Below are 25,147 nucleotides of genomic sequence, written 5' to 3' on the forward strand. Positions count from 1 at the left end.
CAATCTCACTTGGTGCAAATTCTATTAATGCATCATCTGTTACTCTTGACGCCTATCGAGACATTACCACCACTACTGGCAACCTCACCCTCGGTAGTGGAGTACTCACCCTCAGCACATCTTCTGGTACGATAGGTAGTAGCAGTAATCATTTCACTATTGCGACATCGGGTTCAGATACTTGGACAAAATCTAAAATTGCACTATCCGCTTCAAATGGATCGATCTTTATTAAGACAGCAGCTGAGGGATTACTTACTACATTGACTGGCGTAGCTCCTACCATTGTGTTCCGAGCAACAGAAACTTTTTCTCTGCATCAAACTTTAGGTAATATTACCCTAACAGAATCAATTAATTTGCCTTCTGCGGTAATTTACCTTAAAGCATCTGACAGTAATGTATCAAATGGTTCAATTAATTTATCTAACCTATCTATAACAGCATCAACGGTCAAACTTGATGTTTCCAATAATATTACTAGTACGACAGGATCAATTACTGCTTCAATCATCAACCTAATTGCAAGTTCTGGCTTGATAGGTAGTTCGACACAGCCACTAACTATCCATCGCTCATCCGGTACTTGGACTTCCTCCACTCTTACCTTTACTGTTACTCCATCTACTAGAATTTATCTTCGTACTTCTAGTGAAGGGGTACTCACCGCATTACCAAGTTCTCCACCAATATTTTCACTTATCCAAACGGTTGGCAATATCACACATGCAAATCTTTTGAATATTGCTGCCTTACAATTTATTACTCTCATCGCAGAAAATGGTACGGTTGGCACTGAACAATTACCTCTGCGATTAGCGCGAATTGGAGGAGGGAATTGGACTTCAGAAAACTTAAAAGTGGTTGGTGCTTCCATATTTATTGAAGATCCTGTTAATGTGTTTTCGTTACTAACTGGTAGCTTTACTACTAATTCTGGAGGTATATTTGGCCTTTACCAATCAACTGGAAATATTAGCTATAGTGCTGAGATTAATTTGCCTGGTGCAGTAGATACATTGGTACTATCCGCTCGTACTGGGGATATTATTTTCGCCACCAATAACCCAATTACTAATGTGAACTTAAGACTAATTGGATCAAGTATTAGAGCTAATCCAGGATCATTTGTATATATTGGTGGTAACAAGCGTTTAGAATTAATTGCGGTATCTGGTAGTATTGGTAGTAGCAGTACCCCACTACTTTTTAAATTAGTTAATGCTAATGCCGTGCTGCAGGCAAGTAACTTGAAACTCTTTTCAGCAACAGGCACCTATGCAACTATGGAAAGCGGAGCTCATAATTTACTTCGTGCCACTCATTGTGTTGGCGCTATCACTCCAGTTGGTAGTTGTTCTGCGAGTTCGGGTATATTAACAGGAAACACCATTACACCTCAGATTTCTATTACCCAATCAAGCGGCAATTTTACTATTAATAATGATGTCTCACTTCCGATGACACATGTTCGTTTAGTGGCTTCTAGTGGAAGTATTAATTTTGAAAATGCCTTTACTTCACAAGGGTTAGTGGTTATTACCAGTGGGGATATCACCAGCAGCGCGACCATCACTATTATGGGAAATAAAAATCAGTTAGAATTCACTGCAGGTGGTTCAATCGGCACGACGAAAAATCCGATCAATCTTACTTTTGACCAAGCTATTGTTGATGGTAGTAATTTCATTAGAATAAACGCCACCAACTCCATATTCCTTGCCTCAGAAAGCGCAACATCGTTTATTGCTTTACTTGGTGAGACTAGTTGCACTCAACGATGTTTATTAGCAGGGCAGACGGTTAATTTTATTCAAAAAACCGGTAATTTTGTAATTAATAATAATATCTCAGCCAGTACTCGCTCGCTTGGCTTCATTGCCATTGAAGGCGCTATTATTTTTGGCAATCAAGAGTTTAGAGCTGCGTCATTTACGATTAATGCTCAAAAGGGGATATTCTCACAGGGTGGTGGTTTTAATCTCATTGCTAATTCCATTAGTTTAATTTCGCAAGCAGGAGATATTGGTACTTCAGTAATACCGCTTCGGGTCAATTCAGCTAGTAATGATTTTTCAAGCTTTACGCTTACTTTAGGTACTGGATTTAAGGCATACCTGACTCGTGATAACAATGCGGAGGCTTTGGCAAAGTTACTCCTTTCACAAAAAATCCCTACGGGAGGAGAACTTAGAGTGTTTTCCAATGTCGGTGGTGATCTTACTTCAGCATTAGTAGGAATTCGTTTAGCCAGCATACCTAAACGCAATCCAAAGCCAAAAACACTTTTACCTATCTTGCAATTATTATCATCATTGCTCTCACCATTTCGTTCAATGTGTGATACCTCTTTGCTAGGACTAGAGAAACTCTATTGCTAATGGAAATGAAGCGCTATTTTATAATGTCTATTACGCTCGCCTTGGTGGGTGCTACTGGTCTTGTTGGCGCAGTTGTAAAACCTAGCGATGACTCAATCAGCTATAGCGTTAATGTAAAGAACACTCATCAGAGGGTAATTGCTCTAAAACGATATTTAATTAATACTACGAGTACCAACGATGCGTTTTCTGGGGAATATTCCTATACCGTACAGGATTATGTTGCTCAACTACTTTTCACAAAACAACCGGATCGAGGGTCTTTGATTCAAGTTACTGATCCAGGCTCTAAGCAATTTAATATTATTAATAAAATATTTAAGTTTCAGGATGATTCTGTTTTTACCTCATTAGCAGAAGATAAATCAGAGCTCGGTAAAATATCAAGTGCCAAAGGTGTAATTCTCACTGGATTGACGATTAAGCGCAATGAGACTACCGTACGACGATCTAGTATTAATTGTATTTATCAGACCTATACCTTTCATCTGGTCTTTGAAATCATTGAGGTAGAATCTGGAGAAAGCATCTATCGTTTCACTATCCCTGATAAACTTAAATTATTAAAAGCTACTAGTAATGAAGAGACTCGCTGTCGTACGGAAGGGGTTGAGACCAGCGACGAAGAATACCTTATTCAAAAGCGTATCAAGGCAATCGTTCAGGAGATTGCGCTAGAACTATTTCCTCCTAAAGCTAATTTTATTGTTCGTTTTAAACGAGAGAGCAGCGCACAACGCGGTCTATTCCACCGCATCTTTACCCAAGCAAGTGTACGCTTTCATCAAGGTAACTATAAGGAAGCATGTGAGCTTTGGAATCAGCTTCGCAAGATGGTCGCGATGCAGGACCTTGATCTTGATTTTAATCTAGCAGTTTGCCTTGAGGTAGCAGATGAATCTTATGCCCAAGCTACTGAAGCTTATGAGAAGCTTGCTGAACAGCGTGTTAGACTTGGTTTAGACTCTGACCCACTGATTAATACTGCAATCAAGCGCCTAAGCAAAGTTTCAAAAATCGTAGATCAAAATGATATACAAAATGATATACAAAATGATAGCCATGAAGATTTCATTGAAGAGGGAGTTGGTGAATAGCATGCTTAATTCTCGATTTTCTATTTCTCACTTTTATTGGTTTTTCTTATTCTGTAGTATCAACCTGCTTCACACTCCTGTATTTGCAAGTGATGAGCCTGAAGATAAAACTGTCCTTAACCTAGACTCAGTGGCTAGTACCTGGAAAAGCTATTTTTTTATTGGTACCCAGGCGATAGTGTTAAATCAAAAAGATGATATCTATGCTAGTCAGTATGATCTCTATGGAGGTGGTAAGTTAAAAGAATACACTACCTGTAGCATGGTGTCTTCTTGTTTAGCTCCAAAATTAGGTTTTAGCATATTAAAAGATTTTGCTGACACTTCATTTAGTTTTGGACTTGAATTTGCTTATGAACAAGATGTAGTGAAGTTTGAGTATGAGACCGCTAGCAGAGCCAAACTACCAGTGCAACAATCTAAACGCACCTACCTCTATGAATCACTGCTCATTGGTATGCATGACGGCAATCAATTTTACCGGTTCTATTTTAATATCGGTGCCTATCAACAGTTACAACCCAATGATTTTATTTTTGTTGGCGAAGCGCTCAAGTTTAACTCCCAATTTATTGGCCTAGTTGCGTTGATTCCAATTGATAATGCGGGTTACAATTACTTTCGTATTGATTATCAGATCAATCTAGGTGATTATCGAAAAAGCTTAAGCCCCTCTGCAAGTGGTAGCAATTATAATACCAACAAATTTACTGTAGAGAAAGAATCTATCCAGTTTCTGTTTCAGTTTGAGATGTAGTTCCTGAGCCATTAAAATCAACAATTCTTAAAGTGTAACCTAGCTATTTCAGTAACTTAGGGGTAGTTTGATACCACACCCCCTACACATAAATTCTTGCATTACATGGAACCTTCTCTAGTCCTTATGCGTCTATAGTAATACACTCTTAGAATTTATGAAGTTTTTTGTTTTTGTTGTTTTAATGTTCTCCACCTCTTTACTCCAGGCTATTCCCCGTTTAGAGCAGGTTGCAGATGGGAGCGTCAACATTACTCAACTTGCATCTGACACTGTCATTAACCAAACATCTCATAGTGCAACACTTACCTGGCACTCATTTACAATTAACCCAAACGAACAAGTGGTGTTTAACCAGCCATCAGCTTCGGCTATCACCATTAATAATATATTAGATGCAAACCCTTCTCAAATTTTAGGCTCCTTAAAAGCCAATGGCAGAGTAATACTCTTAAATGCCAATGGATTTTATTTTGGAGCCACCTCATCAGTCTCAGCCAATACTTTTATTGCGGTTGCTACTCCTATGAGTAACATTACCTATAATGCTTTGACGAATTCCATATCCATAAATAATCCCGAGCTTCTGAATGGAGATATTCATTCATTAGGCACAATTAACGCCACGAATAAAATCCAGCTTATGGCTAGAGCGATTACCCAAGAGCAATCAGCTGTGCTTGCCGCTACTAATGCGATTGCTCTTACCGCACAAGGCACCATAACAGTACATGGCACTTTGCATACTACTGCAGATGCGAGTAGTTTAGACCTCTTTGCGAAAGGCGGTATCTTAGGCTCTGCACAAACATCATCAGATCAAATAACTTTTACTGCAGATGCTAGTATCTCCTTATCTGGAAACCATACTGCTACCAATCGCTTCTCCCTAGTTGCTTCTGAGATTTTTCTAGAATCCACTGCCTTGATTACTGCCCCTCAACTAACTCTCCGTGCCACCAACTCTCATGCACTTATTTCCGCCACCATTAATGCCTCCTCTCAATACTACTTCGCCAAAACCAACCTTACATTCTTGTATGCAACCATAACAGGACATATCATAGATATTGGCTCTAAAACCAACCCACCACAAACTATCACAATTAATGATACCACCACTATCACAGCAACAGATAGCATTAGCATCTATGCAACCAATACTAATTTTTATGGCAGAGCCTTCGCAACTAATTACATAGAATTATCAGCTGCCAATACCTTAACCCATAATTCATCAGAGATACAAGCTAAAACCATACTCATCGACCCCATCCATATCATTATCAGAGAGACACCTGCATCTCTGACGCTATTCAAAGAATTACTTCAAAGTCTAAATATTAATAAGAGCGATATTTATACTAATGAAATCGCTCTATCTAATTCCTATGCCCTCATCGGCGCCCCATCCTATGACTATAATTCATTAAATAACACTAACACAGGCAATGCCTTTCTCTTTAACATAGCAACTGGTACTTGGACTGATCTCCTAGCTACCCCTAATGCACCATCAATACAATCTTATTCACATTTTGGATCAGCTGTAGCCCTCTCAGGTAACTATGCCCTCATCGGCGCCCAATCCTATGACTATAATTCATTAAATGAAACAGGCAACGCCTTTCTCTACAACCTTACAACTGGCAGCTGGACAGATCTCCTTGCCACCCCTAACGCACCAATACAATCATTTTCATATTTTGGAAAAGCTGTAGCCCTCTCTGACAACTACGCCCTTATCGGCGCCGATTATTATAACTATAATTCATTAAATAACACTAACACAGGCAATGCCTTTCTCTACAACATTGAAACTGGCAGCTGGACAGATCTCCTTGCTACCCCTAATGTACCATCAATACAATCATATTCATATTTTGGATCAGCTGTAGCCCTCTCAGGTAACTATGCCCTCATCGGCGCCCAATCCTATGACTATAATTCATTAAATGAAACAGGCAACGCCTTTCTCTACAACCTTACAACTGGCAGCTGGACAGATCTCCTTGCCACCCCTAACGCACCAATACAATCATTTTCATATTTTGGATCAGCTGTAGCCCTCTCTGACAACTACGCCCTCATCGGTGCCCGATACTATGAATATAATTCATTAAATGAAACAGGCAACGCCTTTCTCTACAACCTTACAACTGGCAGCTGGACAGATCTCCTTGCCACCCCTAACGCACCAATACAATCATTTTCATATTTTGGATCAGCTGTAGCCCTCTCAGACAACTACGCTCTCATCAGCGCCCAATCCTATGACTATAATTCATTAAATGACACAGGCAACGCCTTTCTCTACAACCTTGTAACTGGCAGCTGGACTGATCTCCTTGCTACCCCTAATGCACCATCAATACAATCATATTCATATTTTGGAAAAGCTGTAGCCCTCTCAGATGAATATGCTCTTGTGTTTGCTACTACGAATGGTAGTGTGAAGCCTGAGCTTTACCTCATTGACCTAACAAAGCTCTTTAATCCCACTGCTACAATTTATAGTCGCAGTAACATTGAATCGTTATTAGCGTCAGGTAATCTAGAATTACAAGCTAATGAAATATCTCTGCTTACTTCTATTACCTACCTTGGCACCAATCGATTAACCCTCCTAGCTGACTCTATCAATACCAATGTTAAGTTCAACGCACTCCTCACTCTGTCTAATCTCACTATTACCGCGACTAGTGGCTCAATTGGAACAGCATCAAGTCCACTTAACATCGCCCAAGCACAAGGCACTTGGACTCCTTCCAATCTAGCGCTCTCATCACCTCAAGGTTCTATCTATATCAAAACACCTTCACAGGGTGCTCTTAGCGCAACTATCCCATCAAGTTTCTCAGGGGTTTATTTCCTCGAGCAAACCATTGGCAATATCACCCTTGATGCAGATATTACCCGTCCTAATGCAACCTTGGTTATAGTAGCAACTGATACCGCAGCATCCTATGGTAGTATCATACTCAATACCCATTCCATCAATGTCCATGCGCTTACCCTCTGGGCACAGCGTGATATCACTAACACGAGCGGAGGCATAACTGCTCAGATAGTCTCACTCACCTCATATACCGGTTCACTTGGTTCATCACAACATCCCATCACAGTTTCCCGCACCGCTCATGATTGGTCTGCTGAAAATATATTCCTTACTGCTCCTGCTGGATCCATGTACCTGAAAACAAATATAGCAGGATTACTTTCTACCCTTGCTTCGGGCACACCCACATCCCTATCACCCTATGGAACATTTTCTCTCATACAAACTAGTGGCAATATATCATTGACAAATGGGATTAGCCATCCCACCCTACGATTAATGCTTTATACGACAGACTCATCGCTCGGCAATGGCTCCATAGCGCTCTCATCCCATGCATTGTTTGCCCATGCAGTCATGCTCAATGCCTATACCAGTATTACGAGTAGCACAGGATCAATCAGAGCACCAACCATATCCCTAATTGCAGCACAAGGTAATATCGGCACTGCATCGCAGCCTATAACCGTATTTGCAGGATTGAACGATAGCACCTTCACGCAGTTTATTGCCGATGCTCAAGCAATATTCCTAGCCCGAACTTCAGCACCCAAAAAAAATGAGCTCGTGCAGTTGCAAGTGAATACCAGACCTACATCAGCTACCGCAGGCTACATATTTGCAGATACCTCTACTACCATTTCATTACCAACCCCTCCAGCCATCACTAATGATATTGCTACCTGCACTGAGCTCACAAGTGGCTTACCTACCTGTATCAACTACGGCAGCCACGCCTATTCAACATTTTCATTTATCCGAGACACCATCACCAACAATACCGATGCCACCATTACTGCCAGCACCATTATCCTGCAAGCTTACGCTGGTGATATTGGCTCTCCCAATCATCCAATAATACTTTCTACTTCAACCTTTGCTCAACTAGTACTCACCGCAACAGACTCTATCTACATTAGACGATCAGATAATATTTTAGAAATCTTGACCCCTGACGCTGTGATCACCCATGGACAAACTGGCGCCCTCTACCTTTACCAATCAAACCACACCAAAAGCACAACTGTAGCGAACTACAACCAACCAAATCTAGCATTAACCATTGTCACACCTGGTTCATTAACAATAGCTCATGCCCTAACCCTACGATCTATCAACGCTACCGCACATTCATTTGAAGCGACAAGCCAAGGCTCACTCACCGCATCTTTGATTACCCTTATTGCGAGTCAGGCTTCAATCGGCAGTGAGATACAATCCCTCACTATTGAATCTAAAACAAGTACTGCATGGACTCCACAAACTCTGACACTTATTGCAACCAATGGCTCTCTCTATATTAAAACTGCGAGTGCAGGTGTGCTCGATTCAGTCTTCTTTTCTGCAACCGGCACATTCTCCCTCGAGCAAACCTATGGCGATCTATATATTAGTGCTGATCTACACTTTCCCTTAGCAACGCTCAAATTAATTGCAAGTGCAGGCGATGTCATTAGGAATCAATACTATAGTCTCATTGCAAACCATGTCCGTATAAAAGCAAATAATATTTATAACTCCACTCAAAGCGACATAGCGATGATTACCGCAAACTCAATTGAATTAGAAGTTAATGGTCGCAACTACCCCTACTTTATAATAAATGGAACACTAGGAACAGATACTAACCCCATTACAATAAAACAATTCAATGGTGTTTGGACTGAATCAAATCTAAAAATAAATCGCAGTCGCTTTAACAAATTTAAAGCAGTGCATCTTAAAACTCCATCAGCTGGAGCATTTTCATCATTTGTAAATGATATAGAAAATGTAAATATATTCTCACTTGAGCAAACCAAGGGAAATATTGAATTCTCTATTGAGAATAATAATAATGATGGTGCTATTATAATTTGTTCATATGGTTGTTCAACTTCTTACAGCAGGATTCGTTTGATTGCTTCAGATACTAGTTCTGGCGCAGGTAATATTATCTTCAATGACTATATGCTAGTCGCTCCATCAATAACGCTAGAAGCATACAATAATATTGAAGTCAAAAATGGTAGATTCGGTAAAATACACTCAGACAATATAACACTCATCACGAAAAATGGTAATATTGGCACATCTAATAATCCAATATTTATAGGCGCGTTTTTCAAAAATTGTTTGGGTTGTATAGTTACAGCAATACTCATCAAACCTATGAGCTGGGATAATTCATCGCTACAATTACTTACTCCGGTCACTGGGTCTATTTATATTCATGATAATAAATTTGGAGCTATTGATGCCAAACTTACAGATGATTTTGAAGGAGTGTATTCAATCAAAGCTAATAATTTTGATTTACCTAGATTTCCATCTCTAGCTACTATTTCTCTAGGTCCTAGTATCGTTAATAATTCCCCTTATAAATTAAATTTATCTAAGGCTCACCTTATCTTGACTGCGACTGGTACTGAAGAAGGAAAAGGTAAAATTAAATTGAATGATATTATTATTCAAGCTAGAAAAATTACTCTCATAGCGAACAGTGATATTAATGCCACTAATAGTTGGCTAGAGGCTAGTAATGTTTCCATTACTTCATATAATGGTTCAATCGGCACGCAGATTAAACCAATTAAAATACTCAACTACCAGCAATTACTTAACAATAACCATTTGATACTTTCTGCGATTAATGGAACTGTGTTTGCTCGAGATTTAGATGTTAAAGAAGTAGATGAACCCGATGAACCTGATGAACCCGATGAACCCGATGAACCCGATAATAAGCATATTATTAGCGTTGTAAGTATAAAAGCGAAAAAACCAATTAAGTTTCATGAGGAATTAAATAAATTCTATAATGCGCTCCTTGAGGTCACAGATAAAATCCTTACCTTGAAGTTTCTAATAAATGAAAGGGATAATTGTAGCGACGATTTTAAAGATACTCTAGTGTCCTTAATCTACGATAGTTGCTCAGGCAGAATATAGTACTTCATTTGTCGATTATTGACATTGTATACTAATGTCTGTTAAATAAAAGGAGTTATGTTATGAAAATATTATTTGTAGTTACAAGTCATGATAAGAAGGGCTCTACAGGTGAGCCAACAGGTTTTTATTTGTCTGAAGTTTCACATGCGTGGAATGTCTTAGTGGGTGCTGGGTATGAAATTGATTTTGTTAGCCCAAAGGGAGGCAAGGCTCCTGTAGATGGGTTTGATTTAGGAGATGCGGTTAATAAGAAGTTCTGGGATGATGCTAAGTACAGGGCTAAGGTTGAGAATACCCTTACGCCCGCACAAGTTAGGCCAGAAGAGTACGGTGCTATCTACTATGCTGGTGGGCATGGTACGATGTGGGATTTTCCTGATAATACTGCAATCGCCTCACTTGCGACATTAATATATGAACGAGGTGGTGTGGTAGGAGCTGTATGCCATGGACCTGCTGGATTGGTAAATATCAAGCTAAGTAATGGTAAATACCTTGTTGAGGGAAAGCGCATTAATGCCTTTACGAATGAAGAAGAAATTGCTGTAAAGTTGCAGGGCGTAGTGCCATTTATGCTGGAATCAAGGCTTATTGAACGGGGTGCTAAGTTTGAGAAATCTGGTTTATGGCAGAAACATATTGCAGTGGATCAACGGGTAGTTACAGGTCAAAATCCTGCATCGGCAACTGGTGTAGGAGAGGCGATTGTCTCTGAGCTACAGAAAAGCAAAGCATCTGCGAATTAAATTGTCAAAATAGTTCTTGATTTGTGGTACAATCATTAGTATCATTAATTCGGGGGCAATTATGACACAAATAGAACATGACGATAAGTGCGCAATACAGGTTACGGCAAAAGATGTTGCAGATGTATTTAAAGTATTTGCCCATGGTTACAAGCAGGACATCAACCCCTATAAATTAATTAAACTGGTATATATTAGTTTTACTTGGTTTTATGCTTACAGTGGTGGCCGAAAGTTATTTGAAGATAAAATTTTGGTGGCTACCAATGGCCCTGTTATAAAATCTCTTCAAGATGAATATAGCAACGAAACTAATCCCGATTGTTTTGCGTCAGATATGTGGAGATTAGAAAATAATTATCCTTCTGAACAAGATGAAACTAAGATTAACGCGAGGTTGTTAGAAATACAAACGAAATTTATAAAAATGGTACCACAAGAAATGGAAATGTTGCCTGCCATGATTGTAGCTGGGGTATGGGAACGGTATGGAGGTGGTAAAGATTTTAAATCCATCACCCATGATGAACGAAGTCCTTGGCACTATTGTAGAACCCATGGTATGGAAGAGTTTGATTTTACTAATCAAGAGATGGTAAATGCCTTGCAAGCAAGGGCCTTTGAGGGTAGCAAGCCTTTGGTTTCCTATGACGCAAAATTAAGAGAAAAGTTATTGAACATGGTACCTAATGCGGTAAAGCCAACCATTGTAGAAATGGGTCAGCTTGCCTCGTAAGCACACCAGCATACTTCACTCAAATTAAAATCACATCACTAGTAGAATCGTATTGATTACATGAAATATTATTTTAATGATAACTATAAAACATGGAGTGAATTTTTAAATAAAAAATTAGATTTTTTAAATAAAGAAGTTACCGAGCATTCTTTTTATCAACATTATAAAGACTATTCAATTAGTAATGGAGAGGTAAATACAATATTATCAGAATGGAGAAAGCAAACTGAGAAAAATTCTATTGACCAAAAGACTTTCATTAAAAAATTAAAATCTTATATTAAAAATAACAAAGGTACCACATGTATATTTAGTGGTTGTATTTTTCCTAGTGTAACTGACTTTCTTTCCTGTTTTGATTCAACCGCCATTAATACGGGATCAATTTCTATCGTGTTTGAGTTTTGTGTTTTTACCGATCAGGTTTCTTTCCAAAACCAAAGTACCGCCAATACCCTCAACTACTCATTTGATAGTCTACATATTGCAGCTTGTTTATTTGAGGGGAATGCCTATGTCGGCACTACTATTTCATTTGAAAAAATGAAAACCATTGAAAGACTGATTGAGCAAAAAATTGCTTCACAACAGAAAATACTCTCCACTACAAGTAATTACCCAATTCAATTGGGATTTCTACATAACAAAAAAATAATCAATGAAGTGTTGCAAAGTGAATTACCTTCAAGTAATACGCATATTAATACCTGCACTATTGCCTATTCAATATTCAATAAAAAACTCTCATTTAACCAATGTTGTTTTGATCTCTATAAATCACCTAGCAGTATTACTATGACACTTGATAATGCTAGACAACCTATGGTTGCTTTAGAGCAAGTTATCTGCAGAGGAGATGTTGAGTTTATCGGTAGTAGATTTGGCAATGAACAGAAGGGAGAGAATTATTCAGCTTCACAGGTATTATTATTGAGAGTAGAATTTGAAAAAAGAGCCTCCTTTACCTTTTCTCACTTTAACGCCAAGACGGAGTTTAGATTTTGCAAATGTTTAGATAACATAAAATTTGATTACACCACTTTCTCAAGAACCGTTGAGTACTACCTATGTCAATTTACGATCTCATATTTCAAGGCAATGAGCTGCAACCACGATGTTATATTTAGAAACTCATCATTTGAACATGCACTCGACCTACGCAACAGTCGTATCAATAGATGTTTAAATCTATCAGAATCCAGATTTGATAACAGTATATTGTTAGAAGGTAGTGCCTTTGGTGAAAACGATAATGCATTACCTCAGTTACCCAAGTTTGCTAATGTCACTTACCGTAATAGCAACTTTCGTTTTGATAAAATCAAGTATTCACTTCCTACAATAATTAATGCGGCCATACATCGTGCCATTAATCAGGCTACCGATTTGCCAATTGATGCTGATACTGCAAATAGAGAGATTGCACTAGCGCAACGATTAGCACGAGTCTATGGGATAGGGTGTCTGTTGCTTTGCATTGGGATATATGTATTCCCATTACCTGTTCCTGCCAATTTCTTATTATTAACGTATAGTACTATTGCCTTTGTTGCTGTGTATGTTGTACCCCAAATATTCAAGATTTTGGTGCGCCTAAAATTCACACACCAAGTAGCTGATACTTCAATGGAATATTTATTAGCTAATGCGCATGGTATTATTAATCGCCTACAATTACTTCGTGAATTAAGTGAAAAAGATAAAGATAGCGTAAGAAAAATAACTACCGATATTTTATATACCCGAGAATATTTACTAGCACCTTGTGAGTTTTTAAATTCACTTAACTCTATGGTATGGTTAACGTATACCACGCATCGATTGAAAATGATCGCAAAGTCTTTTGAGGTAGTCTTCCTCACCCTCTATAAGAAAATCTCAGATAATGGTGTGGCTATCTTTAAGCCGATAGGTTGTTTCTTTGTCCTAAGTACTATCTTGCACTTTTATATAGTTAGTAATTATTCTAGAGAGCTCCCTAATTTCTCGATTGTAGAGTACATGGTCCCACATCCTTTTGTTAAAGAAATCCATCTACCTTATACGATTGATACCGTTGCTAATGAGCTAAATATTAATAAAAATAAAATCTTTGCCGCACTTATCGAGCTCTATAGAGTCCTTATCACCATCTTATTATTTATTACTGGTCTAGGCATCAATAACTTTTTAGGTACGGCAAGCCTTCATAAATATAAATACATTAAGCGCAAAAATACCAGCGCAGGCACTACACCACGCTAATTTTTAAAATCGGTATTGGTAGCCAATAGCGAACTGTCTTTCAACAGATGAGCAGGTGTATGACTTTAAACAGTCTTCTTCTGAAATGTTACCTTTGCTATTCGCGTAGGTTCCAAAAAAAGGATTTAGGTTAATTCTAATAAAATGATTAGCATCAGAGTCGAGTGCTATTCTGGCTTCAAGAGAAAGCTCTTTATCATCTACAGAGGTATTATCGCCAAGTTTGTAGTTATTCTTTAATTTTAAATTAACTAATATGGCAGTACCATCGTCGAAGCTATATCCCAAAAGCATACTTGCACTGAAGTTAGAACCAGTAACATTAGTAGTACTGCTCCCTGTGGTCGTAGTTGTCCGATTATTAATAGTTGTTGTAACTGTAGCAACGGATTTAGCTTCTATGGTTAAATTAGGAATATAGTTTACTTCTCCCCCTATACTAAAACCCTTGTCCATGACATACAAATATCCAGCTCCGATTGAAAATGTGTTTTTTGTTTGTATTTCTGTTTTTGCTAGAAATGGATAACTAATTCCAGAAACAGTTTGATAACCACCAGATGAAAATGAAATAGGTTTATAAAAGTCAGCTACCACTGCCACATAGCCACCACTTAAATCTTCATTTGCTTGTGAGCTCTGATAGGCCTGAAGTAAAAAAATGCCAATGGAAATTAGCATTACTTGTTTGAGGTTATTTAGTTTATTTACATTGTGCATAATTTATCTCCTAATTTAATTTTTATTATATCAAAAATATTTATAACATAACGGATAAATCTGTTATATTTTGAAATTAAGTATTTATATATGTGTTATGTAATAACCACATATTCCTTGACTAGCGGAGATACGGTTTCCCAAGTACCCTTAAAGTCTTTTGGAATGACATAAATATCACCTGCAGTGAATGTGAATGATTTGCCCATTTGATTGGTAATTACACACTGACCCTTGATGATTCGCTCTACTTCCGTATATCCCTCAAAGAAGGAGTGCCTTTTGCCTATATCACATTCCCAAAGCCCACAATCAATTGCAGGGTTATTGTTGCAGTTAAAAAAATCCCATGCTTGTGAAGTTAATGTGCCATGGATTAGTTTCTCAGGCGGGGTGGGAGTAGGGGAGGGCGAAGGCGCATGACTAGCTTGTGGATTAAGCATGATAATTTCATCGGGGGAGATAGTTTTAGTTATCTCTGCATCTTGCGTGATAGCGGTGTAATGATTTAGAATTTTTTTAGTAGTATGCCAGACGCCCTTAAACCCATAGGGGATAATAAAACCATGTTGGTTATTAATATGCCAAGTTTTACCATGTTGATTGGAAATAATGGCCTCTCCTTCAAGGAAATGACAATATTGCCAAACTTTGAAGTTTACTAAACAGAGACTGTTGCTACAAGTCCAAAATCCGGTTTGAGCGTTGTTTAGACCAATGTCTATGACGCTAGTGGTAGTCTCACCTGGTTGGAACTTGAGATTACTACTCTCTGGATGAATAGCGAACTGTTGTTCATGATCATGAGTCATAGTGCTACGCTCTCCTTGTACAGTAGCATGAGCGTTGAGTTGAATAATTTCAGAATTAGCGTTTGTCATATCTATATATTACTATGTCCGTGTAGTATAATTGATTAGCAGCAATGGTTTTTTAACTGAGATTTATCAAAAGGAGGATTTATGACTGAAACAAATCTTAAAAGATATGTAGTTTATTTTATGATACCCTATGCTTCTATGCAAGAATGGGAAAAAACTGATGCAAAAACAAAGGAACTCGATGAGAAAAAAATGATGGAAGAGTGGCAGGCATGGTCAGAAGCACATGCAAATATGATCATCAAACACTACATAGCTGGCAAAACCAAACTTATCACACTTGGAAAAGTTACTGAACATAAAAATGATATAGGAGTGTATTCATATGTACAGGGCGAATCCCATGACGCAATTGCAAAAGAATATACTAACCACCCTCATTTACAAATACCAGGTTCGACTATTGAGATTATGGAAGTAATGGATATGTAACTAATGCAATATGGCAATAACATGTAATGTATGTAATAGTCCTAACCGCGACCTTGCAAGTTACTGTAAGCATTGTGGAGTAGAACTGCTTGAACCAAGCCCTAAGCCCAAACACCTCGGCAGCAGTTTAGATGCAAGTTTAGATGTATTGGTAGGCTTAACCGAATTAAAAAAGAGCATTACTACCACCATTACCTTTGCTCGTAAAATGAAATCTAGTGGTAGGCAACTAGACCTTAAAATACTCACCACCATACTGATTGGTAGCACTGGCACAGGGAAGTCTATGATTGCAGACCTTCTCGCCAAAACATATTTTAAGAATGGCATACTCAGTAAGCCAGACGCTAAGATTATTAATGCGGTTGATTTTGTGAACTTTGCAAAAGACTTGGCGATTAATTTGAATAATGAAAAAGGTGGTATGGTGTTTATCGATGATGTGCATCGATTAGTTCCTGCAGATTATATCCCTGGTACTATTACCCCGATGGACAAGCTCTATGCCGAAATGGATAAAAACAATGGAGATCCAATCATCGTGCTCGCTTCCCGTCCAGATGGTTTTAAAGAGTACCTAGAGACAAATCCAGAAGTCAAGAATCGCTTTAGTCAAATTTTTATATTACCTGATTTATCTGCTGAAGAAATGTGTGAAATAGCCATTAGGGAGTTTGAACATCAACGCTTCACGCTAGATGCAGATGCAAAAAATAAATTAAGTAATGTGTTTAGAACCTGTATCAAGAATAAGGATAGTGGTTTTGGTAATGGACATACCGTAAAAAAAATAGTTAAAGAAATTATTCAAGCCCATGTGCTCAATCCGCAGTATGTACATCTTCCTCAAGTCATTATGGCTGGAGATATTCATGGAGCGGTTTCAGATGAAAAAACCACGCAGCAAATTATTGCTGAGCTTGAAGAGTTGATTGGCATGGAGGAGATCAAGGCCTATGTCAAAACTATGATAAGTCGCATTGAAATTGCCAAACAAGATGCCTTGCTTACTGGCAAGACCTATAGTTTTGGTGAACATTTACTCTTTACCGGAAATCCTGGTACAGGAAAGACTAGCTTAGCGAGAAAACTTGGAGAGATATTTTATTCTATTGGTTTGCTAAGTCGCGGGCATGTCATTGAAGTTGATAGAAGTAAGTTAGTCGGTGAATATCTCGGGTCTACACCAAAGCTTATTCAAAAATACTGCGACGATGCAATGGGAGGTGTGCTATTTATTGATGAAGCATACACCCTAAAAAATAGTGATAATGATTCCTATGGCCAAGAAGCCATTGATACTTTATTAAAAAGAATGGAAGATGATCGAGGAAAGTTCATGGTCATTGCTGCTGGCTATAAAAAAGAAATGCAAAATTTTATTAATGCCAATCCCGGCCTGCAATCAAGATTTAAGCTTGAAAATATGTTTGATTTGAAGGATTACACGCCCATTGAATTATTTAAAATATTTCAAAGATTTGTTCGCCTTGATCAGTATCAGATCGCCGGTGATGCGGAAGCTAAGTTACAAAAAACCATACAAGAGCTCTACGATAATCGTAGCAAACAATTTGCCAATGGTCGTGACATGCGCAATCTCTATGAACGGTGTTTGTCGCTGCGTGCAACTAGACTACAAAAGTCTCATGCACATGACCTAGTCCTAATCGCTGATGACATCCCTAGTTTCCAAGATGAAAATACTGTTATGAGTCTAGATGATGCCATGAAAGCCTTACATGCTCTGGTGGGATTACAATCGGTAAAGTTAACCATTACAAAATTGATTGACTATTTTGAGGTTGAAAAAATTAGGATGACTTCGGGCGGTAAAAAAACCACGCTGAGTACCCATTTTATCTTTAAGGGAAACCCTGGAACTGGCAAAACTACTGTGGCGAGAATACTAGGCAGCATCGTGCAAGCCATGGGATTATTACCGAGTAGCAAAGTCATTGAGGCAAGTCGAAAGGATTTGGTCGGTAGCTATGTTGGGCAAACAGAAAATATCACCAACAAAAAAATAGATCAAGCCTTAGGTGGAATATTATTCATTGACGAAGCCTACACCCTGAGTAAGGGCGGTACTAATGACTATGGGATGAAAGCCATCGAAATTATCTTAGAGAGAATGGAAAACGAGCGAGGAAAGTTAATGGTCATTGCCGCAGGATATCACAATGAGATGGAGGGTTTTTTAGAGTCTAATCCTGGACTTAGCTCTCGCTTTACCCACCATATTGAATTTGAAGATTACACCCCAGAAGAAATGCTTGAGATATTTAAGCAGATGGTGAAAGCAAAAGACATGGAGCTTGCCGAGCATACCGAAGGGCATGCACTTACCCTATTGACTAAACTATTTAATCAGCGAGATAAAAATTTTGCCAATGGTAGGACAGTACGAAATCTATTTGAACGAGTCCTGCAAAATCAGGCGATGAGAATCGCGGCTAGACGCAGAGTACAACCAGATGTAAGCAAGATTATTAACACCATAGTCAAAATTGATTTTGCATGATTTGTATCTACTGTAAAAGTGAAATTGAAAATGATTGTTTTTATTGCGATCAATGTGGCAAGGAAATACTGATTTGTCCCTTATGTGGAAAGACCGGCAAAGGAAAAAAATGTATTAATGATGGGAACACACTAGTATCGGCGAAGCAAAATAATCCTAACGCTACTCCAATGAACACTTCAATGCGTACTTCAGTGCCGGTTTTACGACTGGTTAATACGACGCTAAACATTGATATAACAATTAGACCTGAAGAAATTATTGGTAGGTTGCATGGCAATTATAGCAAAATATTTTCTGCCTATCATCAAATCTCAGAACGACATGTGCAGTTTTTGTTTAATCCCAATCAGGGTTGGATGCTTCAGGATTTAGGCTCAACCAATGGTACGGCGCTTAATCACTTACCAGAGTGGCAAGGGGTGGCAAAGCTCAAGCCACAAAACCAAGTAGCGATACAATCCTACCGTTACTTGTTATTAGCGAATATTGAATTGCAAATTATTATCAACCAGTAATCTGCTTTAATAACGATAGACTATAATATTAATTTATAGATATGAATAGAACCCGAACCACTAAGAATCAGCATTTACAACATGCTAAAACTGAATTGAACGAAAGTTCTACAGGGCGCCAATGTCATAATTGTGGTTGGAAGGTTTCGTCCACTGCCGATATTTGCGAAAACTGTGCAATCTGGCTACTGTTACATAAATGTAATTTTTGTTATACTGAATTTGAAGAGGGCACAAACTTTTGTTCTGAATGTGGTAATCCACCCCAAGGCATTCAATGTCCTACTTGTCACACCATAAGTCATTTTGATTTTTGTGCCAAATGCGCTACGGCACTGACAGCCCAAGCCCACCAAACATTGCTTGAGGTTAGTCGCAGCATCCAAAATCCACCTCTACCAATTGATAATGGTATTGCGCCTGCGCCAGTATCAATTTTAAATCAAGCTAAAAAATCACCTTCTTTTGTCTTAAAAGAAAAGTCTACCATTAATATTGCTCAGGGCGATCTGCAACCGAGTCTGGCTACTAAACCTGAAAGCATCCCTACACTAAAAGAAAAAGCAAAAGAAAAAGAGCAGCTTGCACTTACATTATTAGATGATACCCGAAGTAAAACCTTTGCCACCAACCAAGAGGCGCGAAGATTTTTTGGTGCTATTAAAGTTCTCTTACCTACTTTGGTGACGCATAGAAAACCTATTGGGTGGCTTTGTAATGCCTATAATTGTTTTCATCCTGAAGGTCCGCATGAATGTGAAGATCCCTCGCTCGGGGGAACTTGGCAGTACGAAATGGTCACTGATTCGGTTATTACAGAAAAAGATCTATGAGCACTCAAAGACCAACAGACGATCAGATTGTTGGATCCGGTACTAGTAGCCACACCATTAGAAGTGATGATGCGGTGATATCATCTAGCGTAAGCGACGCAAATAACTTTCAATCATCTCTCTCCCATAGTGTTATTCTTAATGGGAAAGAATTTGTTATTATTAAACAGCTGGCTCGTTCTGGAGAATCAGAAGTGTATCTCGTCACTCGCTTAGGAGGATACGCGGTGCTTAAGTACTATTATTCTAATTTTAAACCAAAAGATGAGATCCTCATAAAACTTAAAATGCTCAAACATCCCGACATCGTACTGCTCTATGATTACGGTTATTATCAGAGTCGATTTTATGAAATCTCAGAATACGCTCAGGGCGGAACACTTTTAGAGTATATGCCAGTTACTTCTCTTGACGCCATGAAACAAATTGTTGCGGAAATTATTGAAGCTTTATATTATTGTCATAGTAATGGAATCATACATCGCGATATTAAACCTGATAATATTTACTTTCGCACAAAAGCAAAAAAAGATTTGGCCATAGGTGATTTTGGTATTTCTTCACTAACCTTGCATTCCGATTCATTAATTCGCACTACCTTTGCCCGCACCAGTATCTATGCCGCCCCTGAACTATTTACTAATATCCAAGGTAAAACCACTATTGATAAAAGCATTGACTATTACGCGTTAGGGATAACCGTATTGCATCTGTGGTTAGGTGAAAACCCATTTAAGCATGTTGATGAATTTGGAATTATGCGACTTAAAAGTGAAGGTAGAATTACTATCCCACCTAACCTAGATGCTGAAATAGCAAAACTAATCAAGGGATTAATTACGGTGAATCCACTGGAGCGCTGGTCATATCAAGAAGTTAAACAGTGGCTGGTGGGAGTTGCAGTTCCAGTGCATTACCAAGACTTAATTTTTAATTACAAGCCATATTCATTTGGCAGTGTGGATGGCGCGCAAATAATAGTTAAAAATCCCAAAGAACTTGCTCATTACCTAGAGAAATACCCTGAAAAAGGTGAAGGGCATCTTTACAGAAATACTATTGCCAAATGGGTTGAGCCAGTTGAATCAGGTTTGTTTAATGAGCTCATGGATGTGGTTGAGCGAGATTATCCACAAGATAAAAGAGCCGGATTAAAAAAAGCAACTTATATTCTTGACCCTGAAAAACATTACCAAGGCTTTGATGGGAGTGAATTAAAATCACAAGAAGAAATTGCCTTGCATTATGAGCGACATAGTGCGCATTATCAAAAAGAGTTAAGCAATCCTAATGCCTTATTTTATCTATTTCTTGAAGCTAGACATTACAAAGAAAAAGCCGATCAATACCGTGGTTACTTTACCAGTTATAATCCCGAACTTGCTTTGAATATGCTTATCCTCAATTTACAAGGTGCACATAGCTGTATTATTAATGGGCAAGAGTTTTATCAGCCCGAAGAGCTTCTCTCTGTACCTGCCAGTACCAAGGCTAGTATTATTGAACAGCTCGCTAATCAAAATTCAAAACTATCGTTGTGGATGAGTAGGTTTCCAAAATTGCAACCAACCATTGACTTATGGCGGAAGCTTAAACGCTTTGATACTACTACCTTTGCCTATGCCTTTCAATTGGGATTTGATCTTAACGGCAATCACTGTAAGGATAAATCTGAATTTTATCAGTATTTTAAACAAGATCTTAATTTTTTTATTTCTGCCCACCAAGCCCAACAAAACTTAGTTAACGCACACCATTGGTTGGCTAACTATTGTCAAGCATCGTTGCCACAGATTATCATTGACTACCTAAGCAATGAAACATATCAAGATCACTGTATTGCACCGCTCCTGCGATTTATTTGTGAGAGCGCCGATTCCACCGAAGCCTTGTATCAGAATATCAACAGAGTTTTAGCAAAATGTAATCACATTATTATTAAAAAACAAGCGCTTGCTAATGAAGTAGTAACTCTGATCAAAGAGTCGCTTGAAAAAAACTGGAAAAAAGATTACCAAAGAGTTTCCCCTCGTTTTCTACAGATTTTTGACCGCTATATTACATTTGTAGAAGCTAATCTACCCGTTCATGCACCACTCTTTAACTTAATCACCACTCAAGTAAGTGACTTTATTGCGGCGAATATTCGTAAGGATGTTGAGGTTATAAAAACTGAAGAAACTTTTATTAAGACTTATTTCACCGAATTGCAAGCAATCATTACTCGGATAAAAAAAATCGCAATAGATTTTCCCTACCTCAGACGATTTAACCTTGAACAGATTTATTGTAAACAACAGAGCAAGGTAATTTCACAGAAAAATAACCAACTTAAATTAAACAAAATTGAAAATCTTAAAGAAGAATATAAAACTATCTCTGTGCGTCGTTTAGAAATCCACCAATTAAAACAAGCCTCTGATAATAACAGTAGCATTATACTTTTTAGTATGGTTAGTTTAGTTGCACTGGGGCTAATACTCCTAACCATATTTAAAACAGGCTTGCTTAATTTATTCTCTAGCAAATTACTCTCCTTTTCTGCGTTTGTAGTTGGCGCTATACTGGGGTGGCATTTAGAGAGAACACCATCACTAGTAAGAAAATTCGCCACTGCATTTTTTTGCGGGATTGCTTTAATTGGTATTGTGGAATCTTTCTTTGAGTACTATACATTAATTCCACTCCTTTCAACTATGGTTATACTATTTCTAATCGCAACGATGATTTTATTTGGAGGCTGGGCATTATTGCTCTATTCCAAGAATGCAAAGTCAGTGCAAACCGTTGTACTTGATAACGAAGAAAAGAAAGCCTTAAAACAGTCAACTGATACCATTGAACAGCATTTCGCAGAGAAAGAAGCCTATGAGATCTTGCGTGAGACGATAAGAATTATGCTTTTAAATGATAAAGAATTTGAGCAAGAATTTCCCGCTAATACACCGCGCTAATTCCAAAATGTATCGCGCTATCAAAGGTATTGAGTGGTGTGAATTGTTTTGTGCCACTAAAGAGCAGATAGACATTTAGATTTAGTGAGGTGGGGAAAACAAATGCTAGCTCACCTGAGGTCTCCAAAAGTGTTTTGAGCTTTAGTACTTCTAGTGAAACAGAAAGAAGCACAGATTCACTAATGGAGATATCTTTGCTAAACTCCTGTCTAAAGCCAAGATAGTTGTCAGAGAGGTAGAGGGAAAAGTCTGCGTCTATTTTTCCAGGGGTAAGACCTGAGAATTGAACCATCAAGGCAGGGTTAGCTTTGTTTTGATTGGTCGTTAATACCCCAAATTTAATATCCCAATGGCGGCCCAGGGGAGTACCATATGATAATTCACTTAACGCTTCATTGGTAGCGCCTTGTGTGGAGTAACTAGCATCATGATAGAGGAGAAAATAATCAGTCTCCGTACCTGATTGAATTTCAAAACTAATGCTGAGATCATGAGGTTGTTTTAGATCTATTACAAATTGATCTAATGTAAATGAGGTGGTGGAAAATTGTGAAAATGAATGCTCAGTATGGGTCAGATGTTCATCAGGGGTAACTTCACTCCAAGTACTATCGGTATAACTTGATACAATAACAAACCAAGTGATGAGAAAGCCTAGTTGATAAACTTTTAATGTTTTAGAGATGGCTGCAGAATAGTTAACTTGATTAGGTGACACGAAATTCTCTAAACATTCCTGATTTCATATGTAATGCTAAGTGGCAATGAAAAGCCCAACGACCTATAGTATCAGCATCAACGATAAATTCTATAGCTTTGGCACCCTGAACGAGCAGGGTGTGTTTTTTAATGAAGGTCCCATCTGATTTACAGATATTGCTCCAGAGACCATGCAGATGCATAGGGTGTGACATCATCGTGTCATTGTGGAGCGTTACTCTATAGAGTTTTTTATACGCTAAGCGAATCGGCTCTGCTTTGGCGAATTCTACACCATCAATATTCCATAGATAGCGATGCATGTTGCCGGTAAGTCGCAAAATAATTTCATCTTCTATTTCACCTGTGAAGATGGGTTGGTCAATGGTGTGTAAATCTGCATAGGTTAGCACCTTCCAATCGCGATCTCTTAAGCCTACTCCTGGGTCATCAAGTTGGTAGTTGGCGTATTCCACCTCACTTTCCACTAGGTATGATTTTTTAATAGGTTTTTTTTCTGAAATGGGCTTTCGCTCCGACTCCATATCACCCATCATATCATTCATAGCTAATGTTACCGGTCTATCTAAAATAGGAATAGGGGCGCGCTCCGATATCTCTGGGGTTAGGGCAATATGTGCAAATCCAGTTCTTTCAATACTTTGTGCAAAAAAACAGTAGGGGCGATCTTTGGGTATGCAAAAAAGATCATAGGTTTCCGCTGGTGCGATTCTGAATTCATGTACGGAAACTGCTTCAATATCATTACCATCAGCGCCAATAATTGCAAATTCTAAATCAGGAATTTGAATATCAAATATCGTGCTTGAGGAGGCATTAATAACTCTAATTCTTGTGGGTTGCCCAGGTTGAATAATATGGGTGGGCTGTTGTTGATTTTCAAGACCATTACACAGATAGGTAAACACCTTAGTGCTAGTATCCGAAAGATCAAAGGGGCTCATTGCCATGGCGTTCCACATCGCAAATTTTTCTTTATTCTCTGCGTAGTCCTGAACCCGATCGCGAATTACTGAAAGTCTCTCGCTGTTAATTCTAAGTTCATGTAATAATCTTGATGGAGGAATCACTGTTGCATCTGATAAAAGTATCACGACTTCTTGTTGTGGCTTTGCCTTCGTGCTATCAATAATAAAAGCACCATAGACTCCGAGCAGTTCTTGAAATCCTGAATGAGAGTGATACCAGTAAGTGCCATGTTGGTTGAGTGGAAATGAATATTCAAATGTCTGGTCAGGTTGGATACCGTTAAAACTTAATCCAGGCACGCCATCCATTGCACTGGGTACAATTAAACCATGCCAATGTATAGAAGATACTTCTGATAGAGTGTTAGTTACTCTTATGGTAACCTTGTCTCGCTCACGGCAACGAATAATTGGCGCAGGAAGTGAGTTATTAATTAGTATCATTTCTGTTTGTAGCCCTTGTATTTCTCTAACCTGCTTGGCAATGGTCAAATGTATATGTGGCCCCTCAAGAACTGATACTCCGCTAAGCGTTGGAGGTGACGCTGGTGCAGAAGCGTAGAGAATATTGCTTGGTAATAATGGAAGAGCGCCTAGCGCGATGATTTGCTTGAAAAACTTTCTTCGTAGCATTAAACACA

16 protein-coding genes are annotated in these 25,147 nt (G+C 38.4%); 12 read left to right on the forward strand and 4 right to left on the reverse strand.

Going from position 1 to position 25,147, the window contains the following annotated elements; translation table 11 throughout:
* From QM538_05725 to QM538_05755, 7 genes are all read left to right on the forward strand, one after another.
* On the forward strand, positions 1-2,381 hold a 2,381-nt coding region (locus tag QM538_05725), incomplete at its 5' end, for a hypothetical protein (GenBank protein MDI9347985.1).
* 5 nt (positions 2,382-2,386) lie between these two features.
* Entirely contained in the window at positions 2,387-3,478 is a 1,092-nt protein-coding gene (locus tag QM538_05730) for a hypothetical protein (protein ID MDI9347986.1), read from the forward strand.
* A 1-nt stretch (position 3,479) separates the two neighbouring features.
* The gene (locus tag QM538_05735) at positions 3,480-4,235 is read left to right on the forward strand and encodes a hypothetical protein (protein ID MDI9347987.1); all 756 of its coding nucleotides are present in this window, start codon (positions 3,480-3,482) and stop codon (positions 4,233-4,235) included.
* Positions 4,236-4,392: 157 nt separating this feature from the next.
* Positions 4,393-10,224 carry a filamentous hemagglutinin N-terminal domain-containing protein gene (locus QM538_05740; GenBank protein MDI9347988.1) on the forward strand — a complete coding sequence of 1,944 codons (5,832 nt, stop codon included), beginning with the start codon at positions 4,393-4,395 and terminating at the stop codon, positions 10,222-10,224.
* Between the two features lie 62 nt (positions 10,225-10,286).
* Entirely contained in the window at positions 10,287-10,973 is a 687-nt protein-coding gene (locus QM538_05745; GenBank protein ID MDI9347989.1) for a type 1 glutamine amidotransferase domain-containing protein, read from the forward strand.
* A gap of 61 nt (positions 10,974-11,034) precedes the next feature.
* A complete protein-coding gene (locus QM538_05750) occupies positions 11,035-11,709 on the forward strand; it encodes a DUF4065 domain-containing protein (protein MDI9347990.1) in 675 nt (224 codons plus the stop codon).
* Positions 11,710-11,769: 60 nt separating this feature from the next.
* Complete coding sequence (locus QM538_05755; protein MDI9347991.1) at positions 11,770-13,956, forward strand: hypothetical protein; 2,187 nt, start codon at positions 11,770-11,772, stop codon at positions 13,954-13,956.
* A 3-nt stretch (positions 13,957-13,959) separates the two neighbouring features.
* Here QM538_05755 and QM538_05760 read toward each other — a convergent pair whose 3' ends face one another.
* Positions 13,960-14,676: a hypothetical protein gene (locus QM538_05760; protein ID MDI9347992.1), complete on the reverse strand. Its 717-nt coding sequence runs from the start codon at positions 14,674-14,676 to the stop codon at positions 13,960-13,962.
* A gap of 95 nt (positions 14,677-14,771) precedes the next feature.
* The gene (locus QM538_05765) at positions 14,772-15,557 is read right to left on the reverse strand and encodes a cupin domain-containing protein (protein ID MDI9347993.1); all 786 of its coding nucleotides are present in this window, start codon (positions 15,555-15,557) and stop codon (positions 14,772-14,774) included.
* 81 nt (positions 15,558-15,638) lie between these two features.
* On the opposite strand from QM538_05765, the gene QM538_05770 reads away from it, so the two are divergent.
* From QM538_05770 to QM538_05790, 5 genes are read left to right on the forward strand one after another with little or no spacing between them, the layout of a single operon-like run.
* Positions 15,639-15,989, forward strand: a complete 351-nt coding sequence (locus QM538_05770; GenBank protein ID MDI9347994.1) for a hypothetical protein — start codon at positions 15,639-15,641, stop codon at positions 15,987-15,989.
* Positions 15,990-15,999: 10 nt separating this feature from the next.
* Positions 16,000-18,513: an AAA family ATPase gene (locus tag QM538_05775; protein MDI9347995.1), complete on the forward strand. Its 2,514-nt coding sequence runs from the start codon at positions 16,000-16,002 to the stop codon at positions 18,511-18,513.
* Positions 18,510-19,031, forward strand: coding sequence for an FHA domain-containing protein (locus tag QM538_05780; protein ID MDI9347996.1), 522 nt, complete (start codon positions 18,510-18,512; stop codon positions 19,029-19,031). The genes QM538_05775 and QM538_05780 overlap by 4 nt, the downstream gene beginning before the upstream one ends.
* 41 nt (positions 19,032-19,072) lie before the next feature.
* A complete protein-coding gene (locus QM538_05785) occupies positions 19,073-19,864 on the forward strand; it encodes a hypothetical protein (GenBank protein ID MDI9347997.1) in 792 nt (263 codons plus the stop codon).
* Positions 19,861-22,818, forward strand: a complete 2,958-nt coding sequence (locus tag QM538_05790) for a protein kinase (GenBank protein ID MDI9347998.1) — start codon at positions 19,861-19,863, stop codon at positions 22,816-22,818. Before QM538_05785 ends, QM538_05790 begins: the two co-directional genes overlap by 4 nt.
* Here the strand turns inward: QM538_05790 and QM538_05795 are convergent.
* Positions 22,802-23,536, reverse strand: coding sequence for a copper resistance protein B (locus QM538_05795; protein MDI9347999.1), 735 nt, complete (start codon positions 23,534-23,536; stop codon positions 22,802-22,804). The genes QM538_05790 and QM538_05795 overlap by 17 nt on opposite strands.
* Positions 23,526-25,139, reverse strand: a complete 1,614-nt coding sequence (locus QM538_05800) for a multicopper oxidase domain-containing protein (protein MDI9348000.1) — start codon at positions 25,137-25,139, stop codon at positions 23,526-23,528. Before QM538_05800 ends, QM538_05795 begins: the two co-directional genes overlap by 11 nt.
* Positions 25,140-25,147 lie beyond the last annotated feature (8 nt).

Source organism: Candidatus Methylacidiphilales bacterium, assembly GCA_030054035.1.
In the GTDB taxonomy this organism is placed as follows: domain Bacteria; phylum Pseudomonadota; class Gammaproteobacteria; order JASGCS01; family JASGCS01; genus JASGCS01.

Bases quoted from the DNA above. Each gene is read 5' to 3' on its own strand.
- QM538_05740 (MDI9347988.1), top strand. From the start codon at position 4,393: ATGAAGTTTTTTGTTTTTGTTGTTTTAATGTTCTCCACCTCTTTACTC.
- QM538_05780 (MDI9347996.1), top strand. From the start codon at position 18,510: ATGATTTGTATCTACTGTAAAAGTGAAATTGAAAATGATTGTTTTTAT.
- QM538_05800 (MDI9348000.1), bottom strand. From the start codon at position 25,139: ATGCTACGAAGAAAGTTTTTCAAGCAAATCATCGCGCTAGGCGCTCTT.
- QM538_05745 (MDI9347989.1), top strand. From the start codon at position 10,287: ATGAAAATATTATTTGTAGTTACAAGTCATGATAAGAAGGGCTCTACA.
- QM538_05765 (MDI9347993.1), bottom strand. From the start codon at position 15,557: ATGACAAACGCTAATTCTGAAATTATTCAACTCAACGCTCATGCTACT.
- QM538_05760 (MDI9347992.1), bottom strand. From the start codon at position 14,676: ATGCACAATGTAAATAAACTAAATAACCTCAAACAAGTAATGCTAATT.
- QM538_05775 (MDI9347995.1), top strand. From the start codon at position 16,000: ATGGCAATAACATGTAATGTATGTAATAGTCCTAACCGCGACCTTGCA.
- QM538_05785 (MDI9347997.1), top strand. From the start codon at position 19,073: ATGAATAGAACCCGAACCACTAAGAATCAGCATTTACAACATGCTAAA.
- QM538_05750 (MDI9347990.1), top strand. From the start codon at position 11,035: ATGACACAAATAGAACATGACGATAAGTGCGCAATACAGGTTACGGCA.
- QM538_05755 (MDI9347991.1), top strand. From the start codon at position 11,770: ATGAAATATTATTTTAATGATAACTATAAAACATGGAGTGAATTTTTA.
- QM538_05770 (MDI9347994.1), top strand. From the start codon at position 15,639: ATGACTGAAACAAATCTTAAAAGATATGTAGTTTATTTTATGATACCC.
- QM538_05735 (MDI9347987.1), top strand. From the start codon at position 3,480: ATGCTTAATTCTCGATTTTCTATTTCTCACTTTTATTGGTTTTTCTTA.
- QM538_05790 (MDI9347998.1), top strand. From the start codon at position 19,861: ATGAGCACTCAAAGACCAACAGACGATCAGATTGTTGGATCCGGTACT.
- QM538_05730 (MDI9347986.1), top strand. From the start codon at position 2,387: ATGAAGCGCTATTTTATAATGTCTATTACGCTCGCCTTGGTGGGTGCT.